Raw genomic sequence first — 16,337 nt, forward strand, 5'->3', positions numbered from 1 at the left:
CTCAATTGCTGGCAGGGATGTTGAGATTCAGGTCAGGCCGAGCCGAAAATAGCGATTTCCGAGAGCCGCAGCGGAGCATACCTTAGGTACGTGACCACCGGAAGCGCAGGAAATCGGTGTTGCAGGCCGGCCTCACCTGAATAACGCCATCCCTTATCCGAAGACGTGGATCACCACCGTCAGCCAGAACGACGTGGTCACGACCGCGCTTGCGGTGGCAAGCGTCATCTGGTTCGAGGCCAGCGCCTGGCCGGTGTTGAACTGGACGGCGATCAGGTAGGAGTTGATGCCCGAAGGCAGCGCCGCAACCACCACCGCCACCTTGGCCGTCAGCGGCGGCAGGCCGAGAAGCCAGACGAAGGCCAGCACAAGCGCCGGCATCAGGAACAGTTTCAGCACCGACAGCGCCAGCGCCGGCCTGATATTGCCGGAGATGCCGAAGCGGCGCAGGCTGAGCCCCATGGCGAACAGCGCCACCGGACCGGCCGTGCCGGCAAGCGTGTCGACCAGCCGCTCGACCAGGTCCGGCATCGGTGCGCCGGTGAGGCGCCAGGCGAGCCCCGCCAGGATGCCGATGATCAGCGGATTGATGAACAGGCGCCGGAGGAAGCTTTTGACGACGCGCACAGGATGCACCGTCTCGCCGCTGCCGCGCCCGAACATCTCGAACAACACGATCGAGGTCATCATCATGATCGGCAGGTGAACCGAGACCAGCAGCGACAGCACCTCGAAGCCGCTGGCGCCGAATATGCCCAGGATGAAGGGCGCACCGAGCAGCACCACATTGGAATAGGCCGAGGATACGCCGCCGACGATGCCGGCGCGGGCATCTCGCCCGAACAGCCGCGTCACCACCAGATGGCCCGCGGCCCAGGTGATGGCGGCGGCCGCGAAATAGGCGCTCCACAGCGACCAAGGCGTGACGCCGTGGAAATCCGATTTGACCATGGTCTGGAAGAGCAGTAGCGGCATCGCCACGTTGACGGCGAATTCGGAAATGCCCTCCCCGCTCACTGGCTTCAAATAGCCGGTGAGCCCGGCAAGGTAGCCGAGCGCCACAAGGCTGAAGACGAAGAGGACGGTTTCGGTGAGTGGAGTCATTTTGCGGGCGGAGACATTTTTCCCGTGATAGGCGAGCCCCGACCGCGGCGCAACCGGCGCGGCGGGCCGATCTCCGGCGCCTCTGCTTGTTTTCCGGACGGCTTTGCGGTCCCTATATGCCAATCACGACCTGGTTCGCCCGGGCCGCCATAGGACTTCCGATGCTGCGACTTGTTCTGGTGCTTATCCTCCTAGCTGTTCCGAGCCTTGCCCACGCGACCGATGCCGGCTGGGCGCTGCTGCGCGACGGCGGCCATGTCGTGCTGCTTCGCCACGCCTTCGTCACCGGGGCGACGGACCCGGCCAATTTCGACATCGGCAATTGCGCCACGCAGCTCAATCTGTCCGAGCGCGGCAAGCAGCAGGCAAGCCGCATCGGCGCGCTGTTCGCGGCGCGCGCGGCGCCGATCGATCATGTGCTCTCCAGCCGCTACTGCCGCTGCCTGGACACCGCCCGCATCGCTTTTGAATCCGAGCCGCAGCCCTTCGCGCCGCTCGACCTGCTCAAAACCGACCCGGCCGAAAAGGCCGCGCAAATGGCCGCGATCATCAAGGAGATCCGCGGCTATTCCGGCTCCGACAATCTGGTCCTGGTAACGCATGTGGAAAATATCGAGGCGCTCACCGGCGTCGCGCCACGCGAGGGCGAAGCCGTGGTGGTGGCGCCGGATGGCGATGGCCTCAAGGTGCTTGGACGGGTCACCTTCTAAGGCGCCGCGCCAACCGGTGTTGCCGAAATACAACTCCCGGAAGAAGCCGCAAATCCGCCGCGACAATGCCGCTTGCGACAACCCGTCGCAGGGTCTATAGGCGCGCTCCCGGTCACGAAAACCGAAGCGAGCACAGCGGTTTGGAGCTTTCGCCTCCGCCCGCGCAGCCGGCTTTGCCGCGCTGTGTACGGCGCCGTTTCGGAGTGTTGGGACTTGCGGGGTGTAGCTCATGGAGAGCGCCGGATTTCGTCCGGAGGCAGGGTTCGATTCCCACACCCACGACACGGATAGCTCAGTTGGTAGAGCATCAGATTTGTCATCTGACTGTCGAAGGTTCGATTCCTTCTCCAACGGCCTGATAAGCCGACACTTCAGGTGGTGTTATCCAAACGGTCCGGGGACCGGAATGCGAGGACTTCACGGACGGCAAGGTTTCGGCCTCGCCGGGCGGCGACGTCCTGCGCCATCGGCTCGCGGCCAGGCCCGCGGTGACGATCAAGGCGCGACGCGGCCGGCAAAGGAAGCTTCGGTTTCCGGCGCCCGCTTCGCCGCCCCGCGATCCGCTCCCGAAGGCCCGCCGCGGATCGATGCCACCGGTCCCCGGATCATTCGTGCCGGGGAGACGAAGTACGACGTGAAACAGGAAACGAAAGGATGCTCGACGCATGACGTGACGCCTCGCATGAGGCCATGCCCGACAGGAGTAAGACAATGAAGACCATTCTCGAAAAGCTTCTTGGACGCCAGCGCGTCCTCGTGAAGGAAAATGAACGTGCCGTCGCCCTCTACAGGGTGAGATCCAGGCGATCCTGATGCCGGGCGAGCATTGGCTCGCCAACCGGCGCGGCAACCTGGAAATCTCCAGGCACGACCTGAAGAACCCGGAATTCGTTTCGGCTTACGAGAAGGCGTTGTTCGACAAGCTCCCGGATGTGGCCGCGCGTCACCTCACCGTCATCCGCACCGGACGTACCGACGTCGCCGTCGTCGAGCGCGACGGCGCCTTGCATGCCGTGCTCAACCCGGATCGCAAGCTCGTGCTGTGGACGGATGCCGGCCCGTGGAAGGTCACGTCCGTCGACACGGCGGCCGATCTGGCTGTCGATCCGGCCCTGATGCGCCGGATTGGCCGGGCCCGGAAGACGGAGCATACGTTCCTCTATCCGGTCGTGGACGGCCAGGTCGGGCTGCTGTTCGTGGACGGCGTCTTCGTCCGCACGCTCGAAGCGGGCGTGCACGCCTTCTGGAATGTCGGGCGCATGGTCCAGGTGAAGGTCGTCGACATCAAGCGCCAGTCGCTTGATGTCGCCGGGCAGGAAGTGTTGACCAGGGATCGCGTGACGATCCGCATCAACATCGCCGCCGAATACCGGGTCGTCGATCCGGTGACGGCGGTGAGCACGGTGAAGGACTTCTCGGAAGCCCTCTACCGCGCCCTGCAGTATGCCTTCCGCAAGACGCTTGGCGCGCTCACGCTCGACCAGATCCTCGACAAGAAGGTGACGGTCGACGAGGACGCGGCGGCCAAGGTGCGCAACGACATGGCCGCGATTGGCGTCGAGGTCAGCGATATCGCTCTCAAGGATGTCATCCTGCCGGGCGATATGCGCGAGATCCTCAACCAGGTGGTTTCGGCCGAGAAGCAGGCCGAGGCCAACGTCATCCGCCGCCGCGAGGAGACGAACGCCACCCGTTCGCTGCTCAACACGGCCAAGGTGATGGCCGAGAACCCGGTGATGCTGCGGCTGAAGGAGCTCGAGGCTCTCGAAGCCATCGCCGGCAAGGTCGAGCGGCTCACCGTCCACAACGGAACGGGCGGGCTGCTCAACGACCTGGTCAAGCTCCGCGACTGATGCATGTCGCCCAAAGTGGTTCCGGCTTTGGGAGAACGACATGCATCGACATGGAAAGCTTACGCAGCATAAAATGGGAAGGGCCGCCGGTTCGACCGGCGGCCCTTCTTGCCTTTCCTCAATCCTCTACCCATCTGCCCCCGGCGCATCAGGCCTTTTCCTGCCGGGAAAAACCGATTAGACAGCGCCCAAACAAGATGCGGACAGATTCCGCCCGCAACCGAAGGAAGAGCCCTTGTCCACCACTTTCGAGAAAGTCGCCAAGATCATTGCCGACACCAGCGAGATCGACATCGACACCATCACGCCGGAGAGCCACACCATCGACGATCTCGGCATCGATAGCCTCGATTTCCTCGACATCGTCTTTGCCATCGACAAGGAATTCGGCATCAAGGTGCCGCTCGAGAAGTGGACGCAGGAGGTCAATGACGGCAAGGCTTCGACCGACGATTATTTCGTCATGAAGAACCTCTGCGCCAAGATCGATGCTCTGGTCGCGGCCAAGAACGCCTGATGTCCACAGAGCGCGCGAACTTGACGCGCTCAGCGCATGAGCCCGAAATCGGCATCGATTTTCGGAAAGGATCATGCGCAAACTCAAAAAGTCGCCTGACCCACAACAGCCACCCATGAGTTCCCACGACGTCGTCATCACCGGGATTGGCCTTGTCTCTTCATTGGGAGAAGGTCCCGACGCGCACTGGCAAAAGCTGACGCAGCCTGGTTTCCAGCCGGTGCTCGATGCGGCGCGCTTCGCGCCCTATACGATCCATCCCCTGCCGGAGATCGACTGGAACCTGCAGATCGCCAAGCGCGGCGACCAGCGCCAGATGGAAACTTGGCAGCGGCTCGGAACCTATGCCGCGGGGCTGGCGCTGGACGACGCCGGCATCAAGTGCAATGACGAGCTCTGCACCACCATGGACATGGTGGTGGCGGCCGGCGGCGGCGAGCGCGACGAAGCCGTCGATGCCGTGATCCTTGCGGCCTCCGAGAGCCGCAATGACCGCGACGTGCTGCTCAACGAGAAACTGACGACGGAACTGCGGCCGACTTTGTTCCTCGCCCAGCTCTCCAACCTGCTCGCCGGCAACATCTCGATCGTCCACAAGGTCACCGGTTCGTCGCGCACCTTCATGGGCGAGGAAGGCGCCGGCGTCTCGGCCGTCGAGACGGCGGCCGCGCGCATCCGCTCGGGACAGTCGACCCATGTTCTGGTCGGCGGCGCTTTTCAGACCGAGCATTCCGACATGCTGCTCGGCTATGAGCTTGCCGGCTACCTGCATCGCGGACCGTGGAAACCGGTCTGGCAACGCCAGGGCTCAGAAGGCGGCGGCGTGGTCACGGGCTCCGGCGGCGCCTTCCTGGTGCTCGAACAGCGCGAGCACGCAAAAAACCGCGGCCGCAAGATCTACGCCGAGCTTGGCCCCGTCGTCTCCGGCCGCGCCAGGCGCCGGCAAGGCGAGTTGAATTCAGAGATTGCTTCGCTGTTGAAGCAGGCCAACCTTCCCGACGGCGACCTGCTTACGATTTCCGCCGCCTCCGGCGCCCATGCCGCCACGGCGACCGAAAAGGCGGTGCTCGACGCCAACCCGGCTTTGGCCGTGCGAGCCTTCTCGACGCTGACCGGCCATATGAAGGAAGCGCAATTCCCCTTTGCGGTTGCGCTCGCGGCGATGGCCGTTGACCGCGGCGCCGGCTATCCTGTCTTCGATGCCACAGTGGAGCGCCCATTCAAAGGCGTGCCCAATTCCGTCCTTGCAACCGCGATCGGCTATCACCAATTCGAGGGCCTGGGGCTGGTTAAAGCCGCTTAGATCGGTTTTTCGCAATTTCGGGCGGAAAACTGCTGCACACTTCTCCTGGAATTGCTCGATAACGAGGCAGACAAAGCATGGCCAATCTTCGCGATCACATGGGCAGGCCGATCGTCGCCGTTACCGGCATCGGCGTGGTGACCTCGCTCGGCGTCGGCAAGGTGGACAATTGGGCGGCGCTGACCTCGGGCAAATCCGGCATCCACCCGATCACACGCTTTCCGGTCGATCACCTCAACACCCGCATTTCCGGCATGGTCGACTTCCTGCCCTCGAGTTCGAAGGGCGCGAGCCACCTCACCTACGAACTGGCCGAGACGGCGGCCCAGGAGGCTGTCTCGGAAGCAGGCCTCGATTCCGGCGACTTCGGCGGCCCGCTGTTCCTGGCCTCGCCGCCGGTCGAGCTCGACTGGGCCGACCGCTTCTCGCTCTATAATTCCGACAAGCAGGAGGCAGGCGCCGAAAGGCTGCTGCGCGTGGCGCGCGGGCTGAAAGAGCTGGATGTCTTCGAGACCACGCAGTTCGGCTCGATCGCCGACCGCCTGGCCGACCGCTTCGGCACGCGGGGCCTGCCGATCACCTTGTCTACCGCCTGCGCCTCGGGCGCCACCGCCATCCAGCTCGGTGTCGAGGCGATCCGGCGCGGCGAGTGCGACAAGGCGCTGTCGATCGGCGCCGACGGCTCGGCGACCGCCGAAGCGCTGATCCGTTTCTCGCTGCTCTCGGCGCTGTCCACCCACAACGATATCCCCGAGAAGGCCTCAAAGCCCTTCTCCAAGGACCGCGACGGCTTCGTGCTGGCCGAAGGCTCCGGCGCGCTGGTGCTGGAATCGCTGGAGGCCGCGCTTGCGCGCGGCGCGACGATCCTGGGCATCATGCGCGGCTGCGGCGAGAAAGCCGACGACTTCCACCGCACCCGCTCCAAGCCCGACGGCTCGCCGGCGATCGCGGCGGTGCGTGCCGCCCTTGCCGATGCGGGCCTCGGCGAAGACGAGATCGACTACGTCAACGCTCACGGCACCTCGACGCCCGAGAACGACAAGATGGAGCACCTGTCGCTGTCCACCGTCTTCGGCGAGCGCATCGGCTCAATGCCGATCTCCTCGAACAAGTCGATGATCGGCCACACGCTGTCGGCCGCCGGCGCGGTGGAGGCCGCCTTCTCGCTGATGACCATGCGCGAAAGCGTCATCCCGCCGACCATCAATTACGACAATCCCGATCCGGCCATCGTGCTCGATGTCGTGCCGAACAAGAAGCGCAACGCCGAGGTCGGCACGGTTTTGTCGAATTCCTTCGGCTTCGGCGGCCAGAACACCTGCCTTGTCATGGCGCGGGAACCGGTCTAAGCGGATTTTTCCCGCAATGCATGTCGCGCAAAACTGAAATCGATTTTGCGACAACAACATGCATAACAAAGAAACTAAAGCGCATTGCGCTTTAGAACCGAACTGACAGGCCCGATGCGCGCATTGCAACTTATCGAGGACCGCCGTCTCGGAACGGTGGACCTGCCGCCTCCCCCGCCGCCTTCGTTGGGCGAAGTGACGCTCCGCATCAAGGCGGTGGCGCTCAACCATATCGATGTCTGGGGCTGGCGCGGCATGGCCTTTGCCAAGCGCAAGCTGCCGCTGGTCGTCGGCGCCGAAGCCGCTGGCGAGGTCGAGGCGGTCGGCCCCGGCGTCTCCAGCCTGCAGCCCGGACAATTGGTCTCGATTTATGGCGCGCGCACCTGCGGGCTGTGCCGCGCCTGCCGCGACGGCCGCGACAATCTCTGCGAGCATGTTTCCGGCGTGCACGGCTTCCATCTCGACGGCTTCGCCCAGGAAAAGATCAACCTGCCGGCGCGCTTGCTGGTGCCCGCTCCTCCCGGCGTTACCGAGATCGGCGCCGCGGTCGCGCCCGTCACCTTCGGCACGGTCGAGCACATGCTGTTCGACAACGCGAAGCTGGAACCCGGCGAAACCATCCTCGTCCATGCCGGCGGTTCCGGCATCGGCACGGCCGCCATCCAGTTGGCCAAGAAGATGGGCTGCACGGTGATCACCACGGTCGGCTCCAACGACAAGATCGACAAGGCCAAGGCGCTTGGGGCCGACCATGTCATCAATTACCGCCAGGATCGTTTTGAAGGCGTCGTGCGCAAGCTGACGAAGAAGAAGGGCGTCGACGTGGTCTTCGAGCATGTCGGCGCCGACACATTCGCCGGCTCGATGCTGTCCTTGAAGCGCGGCGGCCGCCTCGTCACCTGCGGCTCGACCTCGGGCGTGTCGACGCAGGTCAACCTGATGCAGCTCTTCCAGCAGCAGCTGAAGCTGCTCGGCTCCTTCGGCTGCCGCATGGAGAACATGGCCAGTGCCATGCAGAAAATGGCCGCCGGCCTCGTTGTTCCCGTCATCGATACCGAAGTCGGCTTTGAAGACATCGATGCCGCGCTGAAGCGCATGGAAGGCCGCGACGTCTTCGGCAAGATCATCCTGCGCGTTTCCTAAAGCAGTTCCAGGAAAGGCGGATGGTCGGCACGGTATTCAGGAAAGCCCGCCGGGACTTCATGTTCCGCTACGGCCGGCGGCTGCGCCAGCTGGAGCACTGGCTGGTCGCCAAGCTCGCCATCGTCTTGCTCTCGCTGCTGCGCCTGTTGCCGCCGGACAGCGCGCTCAACTTCGCCGACCGTGTCGCCCGCCGCATCGGCCCGCTGGTTGGGCGCCATCGCGTTGCGGTCAACAATTTGCGCCTTGCCTACCCGCAAAAGAGCGACGCCGAGATCGAAGCCATCGCGCGCGACATGTGGGGCAACATGGCCCGCCTCGCGGCCGAATACATCTTCCTCGATGCATTGTTCGACTTCGATCCGGACGCTTCGAAGCCGGGCCGGGTCGAGGTGCGCGGCGTCGAGCATTTCCTTGAGATCGCCGGCGAGAAGAAGCCGCATATCTTGTTCACCGGCCATCTCGGCAATTTCGAGCTGCTGCCGGTGGCCGCCGCCACCTTCGGCATGAATATCACGGCGCTGTTTCGCCCGCCGAACAACCCCTACCTCGCCGACTACATCCACTCGACGCGCCGCTCCTCGATGGGCGCGCTGCTGCCCTCCGCCGCCGGAGCGTCCTTCGCCCTTGCCGCCATCCTGGAAAAGGGCGGCAATATCGGCGTGCTGGTCGACCAGAAATTCTCCGGCGGCGTGGACACGACCTTCTTCGGCCGCCCATGCCAGAGCAATCCGATGCTCGGCATGCTGGCCCGCCACTACGATTGCGATGTCTACCCCGCCCGCTGCGTCAGGTTGCCCGGCAACCGCTTCCGTCTGGAAATCGAGGACAGGCTGATCTTGCCGCGCACCGAAGGCGGCAGCGTCGACGTCAGCGCCACTGCCCAGCTACTCACCAATGTGGTCGAGCGCTGGGTGCGTGAGGATCCCGGCCAGTGGATGTGGTTCCACAAGCGCTGGGAAATCAGCGGCCGCCGCCGTAAGCGCGGACAGTCGAAGGCGACAGTCGGCCTTTAAAGCATGTCTCCCGAAAGTGGGAACCGGTTTCGGGATAAAAGACATGCGCAAATCAAGAACCTAAAGCGCATGGAGCGAATCTGAAAGATTGCGACGCGCTTTAGGTCAGTTGGTCACGACGATCCGCGTGTTGCCGAAGCCGACTTCCTTGACCATCGTGTAGAAGGTCGCGGCATTGGCCGGATGCAGGCGCACGCAGCCATGCGAGGCCGGGCGCCCGAGATTTCTCACCGACCCGGTGCCGTGAATGGCGTAGCCGCCGTGGAAGAACACCGAATAGGGCATCGGCGAGTTGTCGTATTTGCGCGAATACCACATCCGGGCGGTCCATTGCGGCCGGTAGCTGCCGCGCGGCGTGAAATAACCCTTGCGCGCGGTCGACACGCTCCAGCGATAGACGACCTGGCCGTATTTGCTGACGGTCATGGTCTGCGACGAGACGTCGATATTGGCGACCAGCGCGGCCGCCCGGCTTGCGATGGACATGCCGAACAACGCGGTTGTCAGCACGGTTGCCGTGAGAACGAACTTTTTCATGCGATCAAACCCCTTTGATTGCCCCCTGCCATCCACGCGGTTTTCCATCTTTTTGCCGGCAGGTGCGTTAAGTACCACACACTCGTTGACGAAACCGCCAATCCAATGCGGTGAATTTGAACGATTTCCCGGTATAGTTGCTGCCGCGACACGCACCCTCTGGAGTTTAGGCGGGCGTTGGGCCATGCCTGGATCGTCGTATGGCAATGAGTGACTGCTGCTTGCAAAAGTGCTGCGTTCCTTCTTCAATCCGCCGCATGGATGAACGACTTCTCAAGGCGGTCGAGGACCGGACCGACGACCTTGTTGCGCTGACCGCCGACCTGATCCGCTTCCCAACCGTCAATCCGCCAGGCGAGGCCTACCGGCCATGTGCCGAGTTTCTTGGCGCGCGCCTGAAGAAACGCGGCTTCGAAACCGAATTCATCCGTGCCGAGGGCGCGCCCGGCGACAGCGACCGCTATCCGCGCGTCAATATCGTCGCCCGTTTCGACGGCCGCTCGCCCGGCGCCTGCGTGCATTTCAACTCACATATCGACGTGGTCGAGGCGGGCGACGGCTGGACCGTCGATCCCTTTGCCGGCGTGGTGAGGGGCGGCAGGGTCTATGGCCGCGGCGCGTGCGACATGAAGGGCGGTCTGGCAGCCTCCGTCATTGCCGTCGAAGCCTTCATGGCAACCTATCCGGATTTCCCCGGCGCCATTGAGATATCGGGCACGGCGGACGAGGAATCGGGCGGTTTCGGCGGCGTCGCGCATCTGGCCAGGCTCGGCTATTTCTCCAGGCCGAAGGTCGACCATGTCATCATCCCCGAGCCGCTGAACAAGGATCGCATCTGCCTTGGCCATCGCGGCGTCTGGTGGGCCGAGGTTGAGACCAAGGGTGAGATCGCGCATGGCTCGATGCCGTTCCTCGGCGACAATGCGGTGCGCCATATGGGCGCTGTCCTGCAGGCCTTCGAAGAAGAATTGTTCCCGGCGCTCGACCGCAAGATGACGCGCATGCCGGTGGTGCCCGAAGGCGCCAGGCGCTCGACCATGAACATCAATTCCATCCATGGCGGCCAGACCGAGGACTTCCGGCCGGGGCTGCCCTCGCCCAACGTGCCCGATTCCTGTCGGCTGACCATCGACCGGCGCTTCCTGCTCGAAGAGGACATCACCACCGTGAAAGGCGAAGTCACCGGCATCCTCGACCGGCTGAAGCGCGAGCGGAATAAATTCGACTACGAGATCCGCGACCTGATGGAGGTGCTGCCGCTGATGACCGAGCGCGACGCGCCGGTGGTGAAAGCTGTCGCGAAAGGCATCATGGAGGTGTTCGACCGCGAACCCGACTATGTGATCTCGCCGGGCACCTACGACCAGAAGCATGTCGCGCGCATCGGCGACCTTTACGACTGCATCGCCTATGGCCCTGGCATTCTCGACCTCGCCCACCGGCCGGACGAATGGGTCGGCATCGCCGACATGGTGGAATCGGCCAAGGTGATGGCGATCGGCCTCAACATCCTGCTGAGAGGTACGACGGACTAAGAGCAATTCCAGGAAAACCGTGTAACGGTTTTCCGTCCGGAATTGCGCAAGAACAAGAGGGCGAGCGGTTCTCCGTTTCCGTGAAACGGTGAAACGCCCTAATCGCGCCGTTGACGGGAAAAACATTTCCCGCGGCGGGACATGGCAGCACGAAACGCAATTTACTCGCGCGCGAAATCACGCTTCTATCCGCCAGCCTGAGCACGTTTGAGCAATGGGAGTTCAGCGATGAAACTGTGGAAGACCACCCTGGCCGCGGCTGTGCTGTCGCTTGCCGCCGCCACGTCGGCCTTTGCCGCACGCAGCGACCTCACGCTGGGCATCGTGCTTGAGCCGCCGCATCTCGATCCGACCGCCGGCGCGGCCGCGGCCATCGGCGAAGTCACCTATGCCAATGTCTTTGAAGGGCTGACGCGCATCGACGACAACGGTCAGGTTCAACCCGCTCTCGCCCAGAGCTGGGCAGTCTCCGACGACGGCAAGGTCTACACGTTCAAGCTGCATTCCGGCGTGAAGTTCCATGACGGCTCGGCCTTCAGTGCCGACGACGTGAAATTCTCGCTGGACCGGGCGCGGGCCAAGGATTCGCTTAACCCGCAAAAGCCGCTCTTTGCGCATATCACCAATGTCACAGCGGTCGATCCGGCGACGGTGAAGGTTACGCTCGACGGTCCGCAGGGGGATTTCCTCTATGACATGGGCCAGGTTGCGGCGGTAATCGTGGGGAGGGCATCGGCCGACGGCAACAAGGACAAGCCGATCGGCACCGGTCCATTCAAGCTCGATCACTGGGCCAAAGGTTCCGAGATCACGCTCGTCAAGAACCCGGACTACTGGGGTACGCCCGCCGCGCTCGACAAGGCGACGTTCCGTATCGTGCCGGACGCGGCAGCGGCTGTCCCCGCATTGCTCTCGGGCGATATCCAGGCTTTCGCCAACATGCCCGCACAAGACGCGCTCGCGCAGGTCCAATCCGATCCGCGCTTCAGCGTCGTGATCGGCTCGACCGAGGGCGAGACAATCCTGTCGATCAACAACAAGAAGCCACCCTTCGACAAGCTCGCGGTGCGGCAGGCGCTCGCCTCCGCGATCGATCGCAGTGCCATTATCGCCGCGGCCTCGAACGGTCTTGGAAAGCCGATCGGCTCTCATTTTTCGCCAGGCGATGCGGGCTATGTCGATCTCACCGGCGTCTATCCGCACGACATCGCCAAGGCCAAGGCGTATCTGAAGGAAGCGGGGCTTGAAAACGGCTTTTCGGCCACGATCAAGCTGCCGCCCGTCCCCTACGCACGCGACGGCGGCCAGGTGATTCAGTCCCAGCTCAAGGAGATCGGGGTCAATCTGCAGATCGTTCCGGTCGAATGGGCGGAGTGGCTGAGCCAGGTCTTCACCAACAAGGACTACGACCTGACGATTGTTTCCCATGTCGAGCCAAACGACATCGATATCTATTCGCGGCCCGGCTACTATTTCCAGTATGACAATCCGAAGTTCAACGATGTCATCAAGGAACTCGGCACCACGGTCGACAAGGACAAGAGGCTGGAGCTGCTGAGCGAGGCGCAGAAGATACTCGCGCACGACGTGCCCGCCGTCTACCTGTTCGAGCTGCCCAAGATTGGCGTCTGGGACGCCAAGCTGCAGGGCATGTGGACGAACTGGCCGATCGAGGCTGACGATCTCACCAAGGTGAAGTGGACGGATTGAAGCCAGCGCGATCGCCCGATCGCCTCCCATGACCGCCTATCTCCTGAAACGCCTCATCATCGCGGCCCTCACGCTGGTGCTGGCCTCGATGGTGGTGTTCGCGGTCATGGAGATCCTGCCCGGCGATCCGGCACGGCTGATGCTGGGCCTCAATGCCAGCGCCGACCAGGTCGAGATGCTGCGGGACCAGATGGGGCTGAACGCGCCGCTGGTGTTGCGCTACCTGCATTGGGCGGGCGGCTTGCTCAGCCTCGATTTCGGTCGCTCCTACACCTATTCGGTGCCTGTCATCGATCTCGTGCGGGAACGCATCGCCGTCTCCCTGCCGCTGGCGTTGATCGCGCTGGCGCTCTCGACCGTCATCGCCATTCCGGTCGGCGTCTTCTCGGCCAGCCGCCAGGGCCGCGCCGGCGACACGCTCGCCATGGGCGCCGCGCAGCTCGGCGTCGCCGTGCCGAATTTCTGGTTCGCTCTGATGCTGATCTATCTGTTCGCCGTCTGGCTGCATCTGGTGCCGGCCGGCGGCTTTCCGGGCTGGAGCGCCGGCATCTGGGCTGCGTTGAAATCCCTGCTGTTGCCGGCCGTCGCGCTGGCATTGCCGCAGGCGGCGATCCTGGCGCGCGTCGCCCGCTCGGCGCTGATCGAGGTGCTCAACGAGGACTATATCCGCACCGCGCGCGCTAAGGGCCTGCCCTATCGCGCCGTGCTCTGGCGCCATGCGCTGCGCAACGCCATGATCCCGGTGCTCACCATCCTCGGCCTGCAATTCGCCTTCCTGCTTGCCGGCACCATCATCATCGAGAACGTCTTCTACCTGCCCGGCCTCGGGCGGCTGATCTTCCAGGCCATCACCCAGCGCGACCTGATCGTGGTCGAGAGCATCGTCATGCTGCTGGTCGCCGCCGTAATCCTGATCAACCTCCTCGTCGATTTCTCCTACGCCATCGTCGACCCGCGCCTTAGAGCAATTCCAGGAAAAGTGCGTAGCGGTTTTCCGTCCGGAATTGCGCCAAAACAAATACTGAGAGCGGTTCAGCGATTCCGCGAAACGCGGAACCGCTCGAGAGGCCGGCAATGACCATGCGCATCGACCTGCCCGAGGAAACCATCGCCGGCGTGCTGGCCAAGGCCTTCGGCAACCGCTCCTTCCTGATCGGTCTGGCCATCACGCTGCTGGTTGCGGCCGTCGCGCTCGTCTCGTTCCTATGGACGCCTTACGACGTCACCAGGTTGGTGATTGCCGACAAGACGCAGGCGCCCTCTTGGGCGCACTGGTTCGGCACCGACCATTTCGGCCGCGACATCCTGTCGATGATCATGGTCGGCGCCCGCAATTCGATTGCGGTGGCGCTGGTGGCCGTCGGCATCGGCATGGGCATCGGCGTGCCGCTCGGCGCCGTCGCCGCTGCGCGCGGCGGACTGGCCGACGAGGCGCTGATGCGCGTCAACGACCTCGTCTTCGCCTTTCCGGCATTGCTGTCAGCGATCATGATCACCGCGATCTTCGGTCCCGGCGCCGTCAATGCCATCATCGCCATCGGCATCTTCAACATCCCGGTCTTTGCCCGCGTCACCCGCGCCGGCGCTTTAGCCATCTGGCCGCGCGAATTCATCCTTGCCGCGCGCGCCGCCGGCAAGGGCATGACGCTGATCACCGTCGAGCACATCCTGCCCAACATCACGACACTGCTGCTGGTCCAGGGCACGATCCAGTTCGCGTTGGGCATCCTGGCCGAAGCCGGGCTTTCCTATGTCGGCCTCGGCGCCCAACCGCCGATGCCGAGCTGGGGCCGCATGCTGTTCGACGCCCAGACGCGCATGGTGACCGCGCCCTGGATGGCGATCTTCCCCGGCATGGCGATCATCGTCACCGTGTTCGGGCTGAACCTGCTCGGCGACGGCATCGCCGACATCCTTGATCCGAAATCACGGCGGCGCCGATGAGCCTGCTCGAGATCGAGAACCTGTCGCTGACGATCGGCGCCACACCGATCCTCAAAGGCGTCGAGCTGGCAGTCTCGCCGGGCGAGGTCGTGGGCCTTGTGGGCGAATCCGGCTCCGGCAAGTCGATGACGGCGCTGACAATCATGCGGCTTTTGCCGCATCTGGCGCGCGCCAAAGGCCGCGTCGCCTTCGACGGCATCGACATCCTCGGCGCGAGCGAGGACCAGATGTGCGCCCTGCGCGGCGACGATATCGGCATGGTCTTCCAGGAGCCGATGACGGCGCTCAACCCGGTCAAGACCATCGGCGAACAGGTCGCCGAAGGCATACGCTGGCACACCAGGGCGGGTCGCGCCGAAGCCGAGGAGCGCGCACGAAAAATCCTCGACCGCGTCGGGTTGCCGGAGGCAAAATTCCCGCTGTCGCGCTACCCGCACGAACTGTCGGGCGGCCAGCGCCAGCGCGTCGTCATTGCCATCGCCTGTGCGCTGAGACCGAAGCTGCTCATCGCCGACGAGCCGACGACGGCGCTCGACGTGGTGCTGCAGGCGCAGATCCTCGACCTTTTGCGCGATCTGGTCAGCGAAAACCGCATGGGCCTGCTGCTCATCTCGCACGACCTCGCGGTGGTGACCGAGATGGCCGACCGCCTGACCATCTTGCGCCGTGGCGAGGTGACGGAAGCCGGCGACACCGCCCGCACGCTGTCGGAGCAATCACATCCTTACACGCGCGAGCTGGCGCTCGCCTCCATGCATGTGCCGGCGCGGCCGAGGCCGCACCCTGCCGGCTCTGCAAAACCCTTGCTCGAAGTCGAAAGCGTCGGCCGGGAATATCCGGGGCGGCGCAAAACTCTGTTCCGGCCGGCGCAGCCGATCCGCGCCGTCGACGACGTCTCGCTCACCATCGAGCCCGCGCAATCGGTGGCACTCGTCGGCCGCTCGGGCTGCGGCAAGTCCACGCTTGCCCGCATGATCCTCGCTTTGGACAAGCCGACGGTGGGCACGATCCGCTTTCGCGGCGAGGACATCACCGGCAGGCCGCAATCGGCGCTGAGGCCGGCAAGGCGCGACATGCAGGTCGTGTTCCAGGATCCCTACGGCTCCTTCGACCCGCGCCAGAAGGTGGAAAAGCTGGTGGCCGAGCCGCTGCATCTTCTGGAAAAGCAGCCGGCAAAGGCCGAGCGCCGCGAGATGGTCGCGCATGCGCTGCATGAAGTCGGCCTAGACCAGCGCGACATGGACAAATACCCGCATGAATTCTCGGGCGGCCAGCGCCAGCGCCTGTCGATCGCACGCGCCATCATCACCCGCCCGAAGCTGGTGGTCGCCGACGAGCCCGTCTCGGCGCTGGATGTCTCGGTCCGCGCCCAGATCCTCGACCTTTTCGCCGAGCTCAACCAGAAGCTCGGCATCGCCTATCTCTTCATCACCCACGATTTGACGGTCGCCCGCGCCATGGCGGACGAGGTGCTGGTCATGCATGAAGGCAAGATCGTCGAGCGCGGCCGCGCCGCCGATGTGCTCGACCATCCGCGCTCGGAAGCGGCGCAAGCGCTTGTTGCCGCTGCCCCTGACCTGCATCGGGCCATCGCTCGACGGTTGCAGGAGCAAGGTTAG

14 protein-coding genes and 1 tRNA gene are annotated in these 16,337 nt (G+C 64.1%); 13 read left to right on the forward strand and 2 right to left on the reverse strand.

What is annotated here, in order from left to right; all coding sequences use genetic code 11:
• Nucleotides 1-153: 153 nt before the first annotated feature.
• Nucleotides 154-1,104 carry an AEC family transporter gene (locus LB528_RS12930; RefSeq protein WP_224511154.1) on the reverse strand — a complete coding sequence of 317 codons (951 nt, stop codon included), beginning with the start codon at nt 1,102-1,104 and terminating at the stop codon, nt 154-156.
• A 161-nt stretch (nt 1,105-1,265) separates the two neighbouring features.
• On the opposite strand from LB528_RS12930, the gene LB528_RS12935 reads away from it, so the two are divergent.
• The 8 genes from LB528_RS12935 (at nt 1,266) to LB528_RS12970 (ending at nt 8,992) form a co-directional block, all read left to right on the forward strand.
• Complete coding sequence (locus LB528_RS12935; RefSeq protein ID WP_224511152.1) at nt 1,266-1,814, forward strand: histidine phosphatase family protein; 549 nt, start codon at nt 1,266-1,268, stop codon at nt 1,812-1,814.
• Nucleotides 1,815-2,099: 285 nt separating this feature from the next.
• A tRNA-Thr gene (locus tag LB528_RS12940) sits at nt 2,100-2,165 on the forward strand.
• 461 nt (nt 2,166-2,626) lie between these two features.
• Nucleotides 2,627-3,667 (forward strand): slipin family protein, encoded by a 1,041-nt coding sequence (locus LB528_RS12945; RefSeq protein WP_224715173.1) that lies wholly within the window; start codon nt 2,627-2,629, stop codon nt 3,665-3,667.
• A gap of 235 nt (nt 3,668-3,902) precedes the next feature.
• The gene (locus tag LB528_RS12950; RefSeq protein WP_040981809.1) at nt 3,903-4,184 is read left to right on the forward strand and encodes an acyl carrier protein; all 282 of its coding nucleotides are present in this window, start codon (nt 3,903-3,905) and stop codon (nt 4,182-4,184) included.
• A 115-nt stretch (nt 4,185-4,299) separates the two neighbouring features.
• Nucleotides 4,300-5,487: a beta-ketoacyl-ACP synthase gene (locus LB528_RS12955; RefSeq protein ID WP_224715174.1), complete on the forward strand. Its 1,188-nt coding sequence runs from the start codon at nt 4,300-4,302 to the stop codon at nt 5,485-5,487.
• 77 nt (nt 5,488-5,564) lie between these two features.
• Entirely contained in the window at nt 5,565-6,836 is a 1,272-nt protein-coding gene (locus LB528_RS12960) for a beta-ketoacyl-ACP synthase (protein ID WP_224715175.1), read from the forward strand.
• A gap of 114 nt (nt 6,837-6,950) precedes the next feature.
• Nucleotides 6,951-7,979 (forward strand): zinc-binding dehydrogenase, encoded by a 1,029-nt coding sequence (locus tag LB528_RS12965; protein ID WP_224715176.1) that lies wholly within the window; start codon nt 6,951-6,953, stop codon nt 7,977-7,979.
• A gap of 20 nt (nt 7,980-7,999) precedes the next feature.
• Entirely contained in the window at nt 8,000-8,992 is a 993-nt protein-coding gene (locus tag LB528_RS12970) for a lipid A biosynthesis lauroyl acyltransferase (RefSeq protein WP_224511145.1), read from the forward strand.
• Nucleotides 8,993-9,097: 105 nt separating this feature from the next.
• Here the strand turns inward: LB528_RS12970 and LB528_RS12975 are convergent, their stop codons facing one another.
• Complete coding sequence (locus LB528_RS12975) at nt 9,098-9,529, reverse strand: L,D-transpeptidase (RefSeq protein WP_224511142.1); 432 nt, start codon at nt 9,527-9,529, stop codon at nt 9,098-9,100.
• A gap of 257 nt (nt 9,530-9,786) precedes the next feature.
• On the opposite strand from LB528_RS12975, the gene LB528_RS12980 reads away from it, so the two are divergent.
• The 5 genes from LB528_RS12980 to LB528_RS13000 all read left to right on the forward strand — a co-directional run bounded on the left by LB528_RS12980 (nt 9,787) and on the right by LB528_RS13000 (nt 16,337).
• A complete protein-coding gene (locus LB528_RS12980; protein WP_224511140.1) occupies nt 9,787-11,064 on the forward strand; it encodes an acetylornithine deacetylase/succinyl-diaminopimelate desuccinylase family protein in 1,278 nt (425 codons plus the stop codon).
• A gap of 228 nt (nt 11,065-11,292) precedes the next feature.
• Nucleotides 11,293-12,774, forward strand: coding sequence for an ABC transporter substrate-binding protein (locus LB528_RS12985; RefSeq protein ID WP_224511138.1), 1,482 nt, complete (start codon nt 11,293-11,295; stop codon nt 12,772-12,774).
• Nucleotides 12,775-12,802: 28 nt separating this feature from the next.
• Nucleotides 12,803-13,852, forward strand: a complete 1,050-nt coding sequence (locus LB528_RS12990) for an ABC transporter permease (RefSeq protein ID WP_224715177.1) — start codon at nt 12,803-12,805, stop codon at nt 13,850-13,852.
• On the forward strand, nt 13,849-14,718 hold the full coding sequence (locus LB528_RS12995) for an ABC transporter permease (protein ID WP_224715178.1): 870 nt from the start codon (nt 13,849-13,851) through the stop codon (nt 14,716-14,718). The genes LB528_RS12990 and LB528_RS12995 overlap by 4 nt, the downstream gene beginning before the upstream one ends.
• On the forward strand, nt 14,715-16,337 hold the full coding sequence (locus LB528_RS13000; protein WP_224715179.1) for an ABC transporter ATP-binding protein: 1,623 nt from the start codon (nt 14,715-14,717) through the stop codon (nt 16,335-16,337). The genes LB528_RS12995 and LB528_RS13000 overlap by 4 nt, the downstream gene beginning before the upstream one ends.

Origin of the sequence: Mesorhizobium sp. CA4, assembly GCF_020165075.1 — a bacterium.
In the GTDB taxonomy this organism is placed as follows: Bacteria; Pseudomonadota; Alphaproteobacteria; order Rhizobiales; family Rhizobiaceae; genus Mesorhizobium.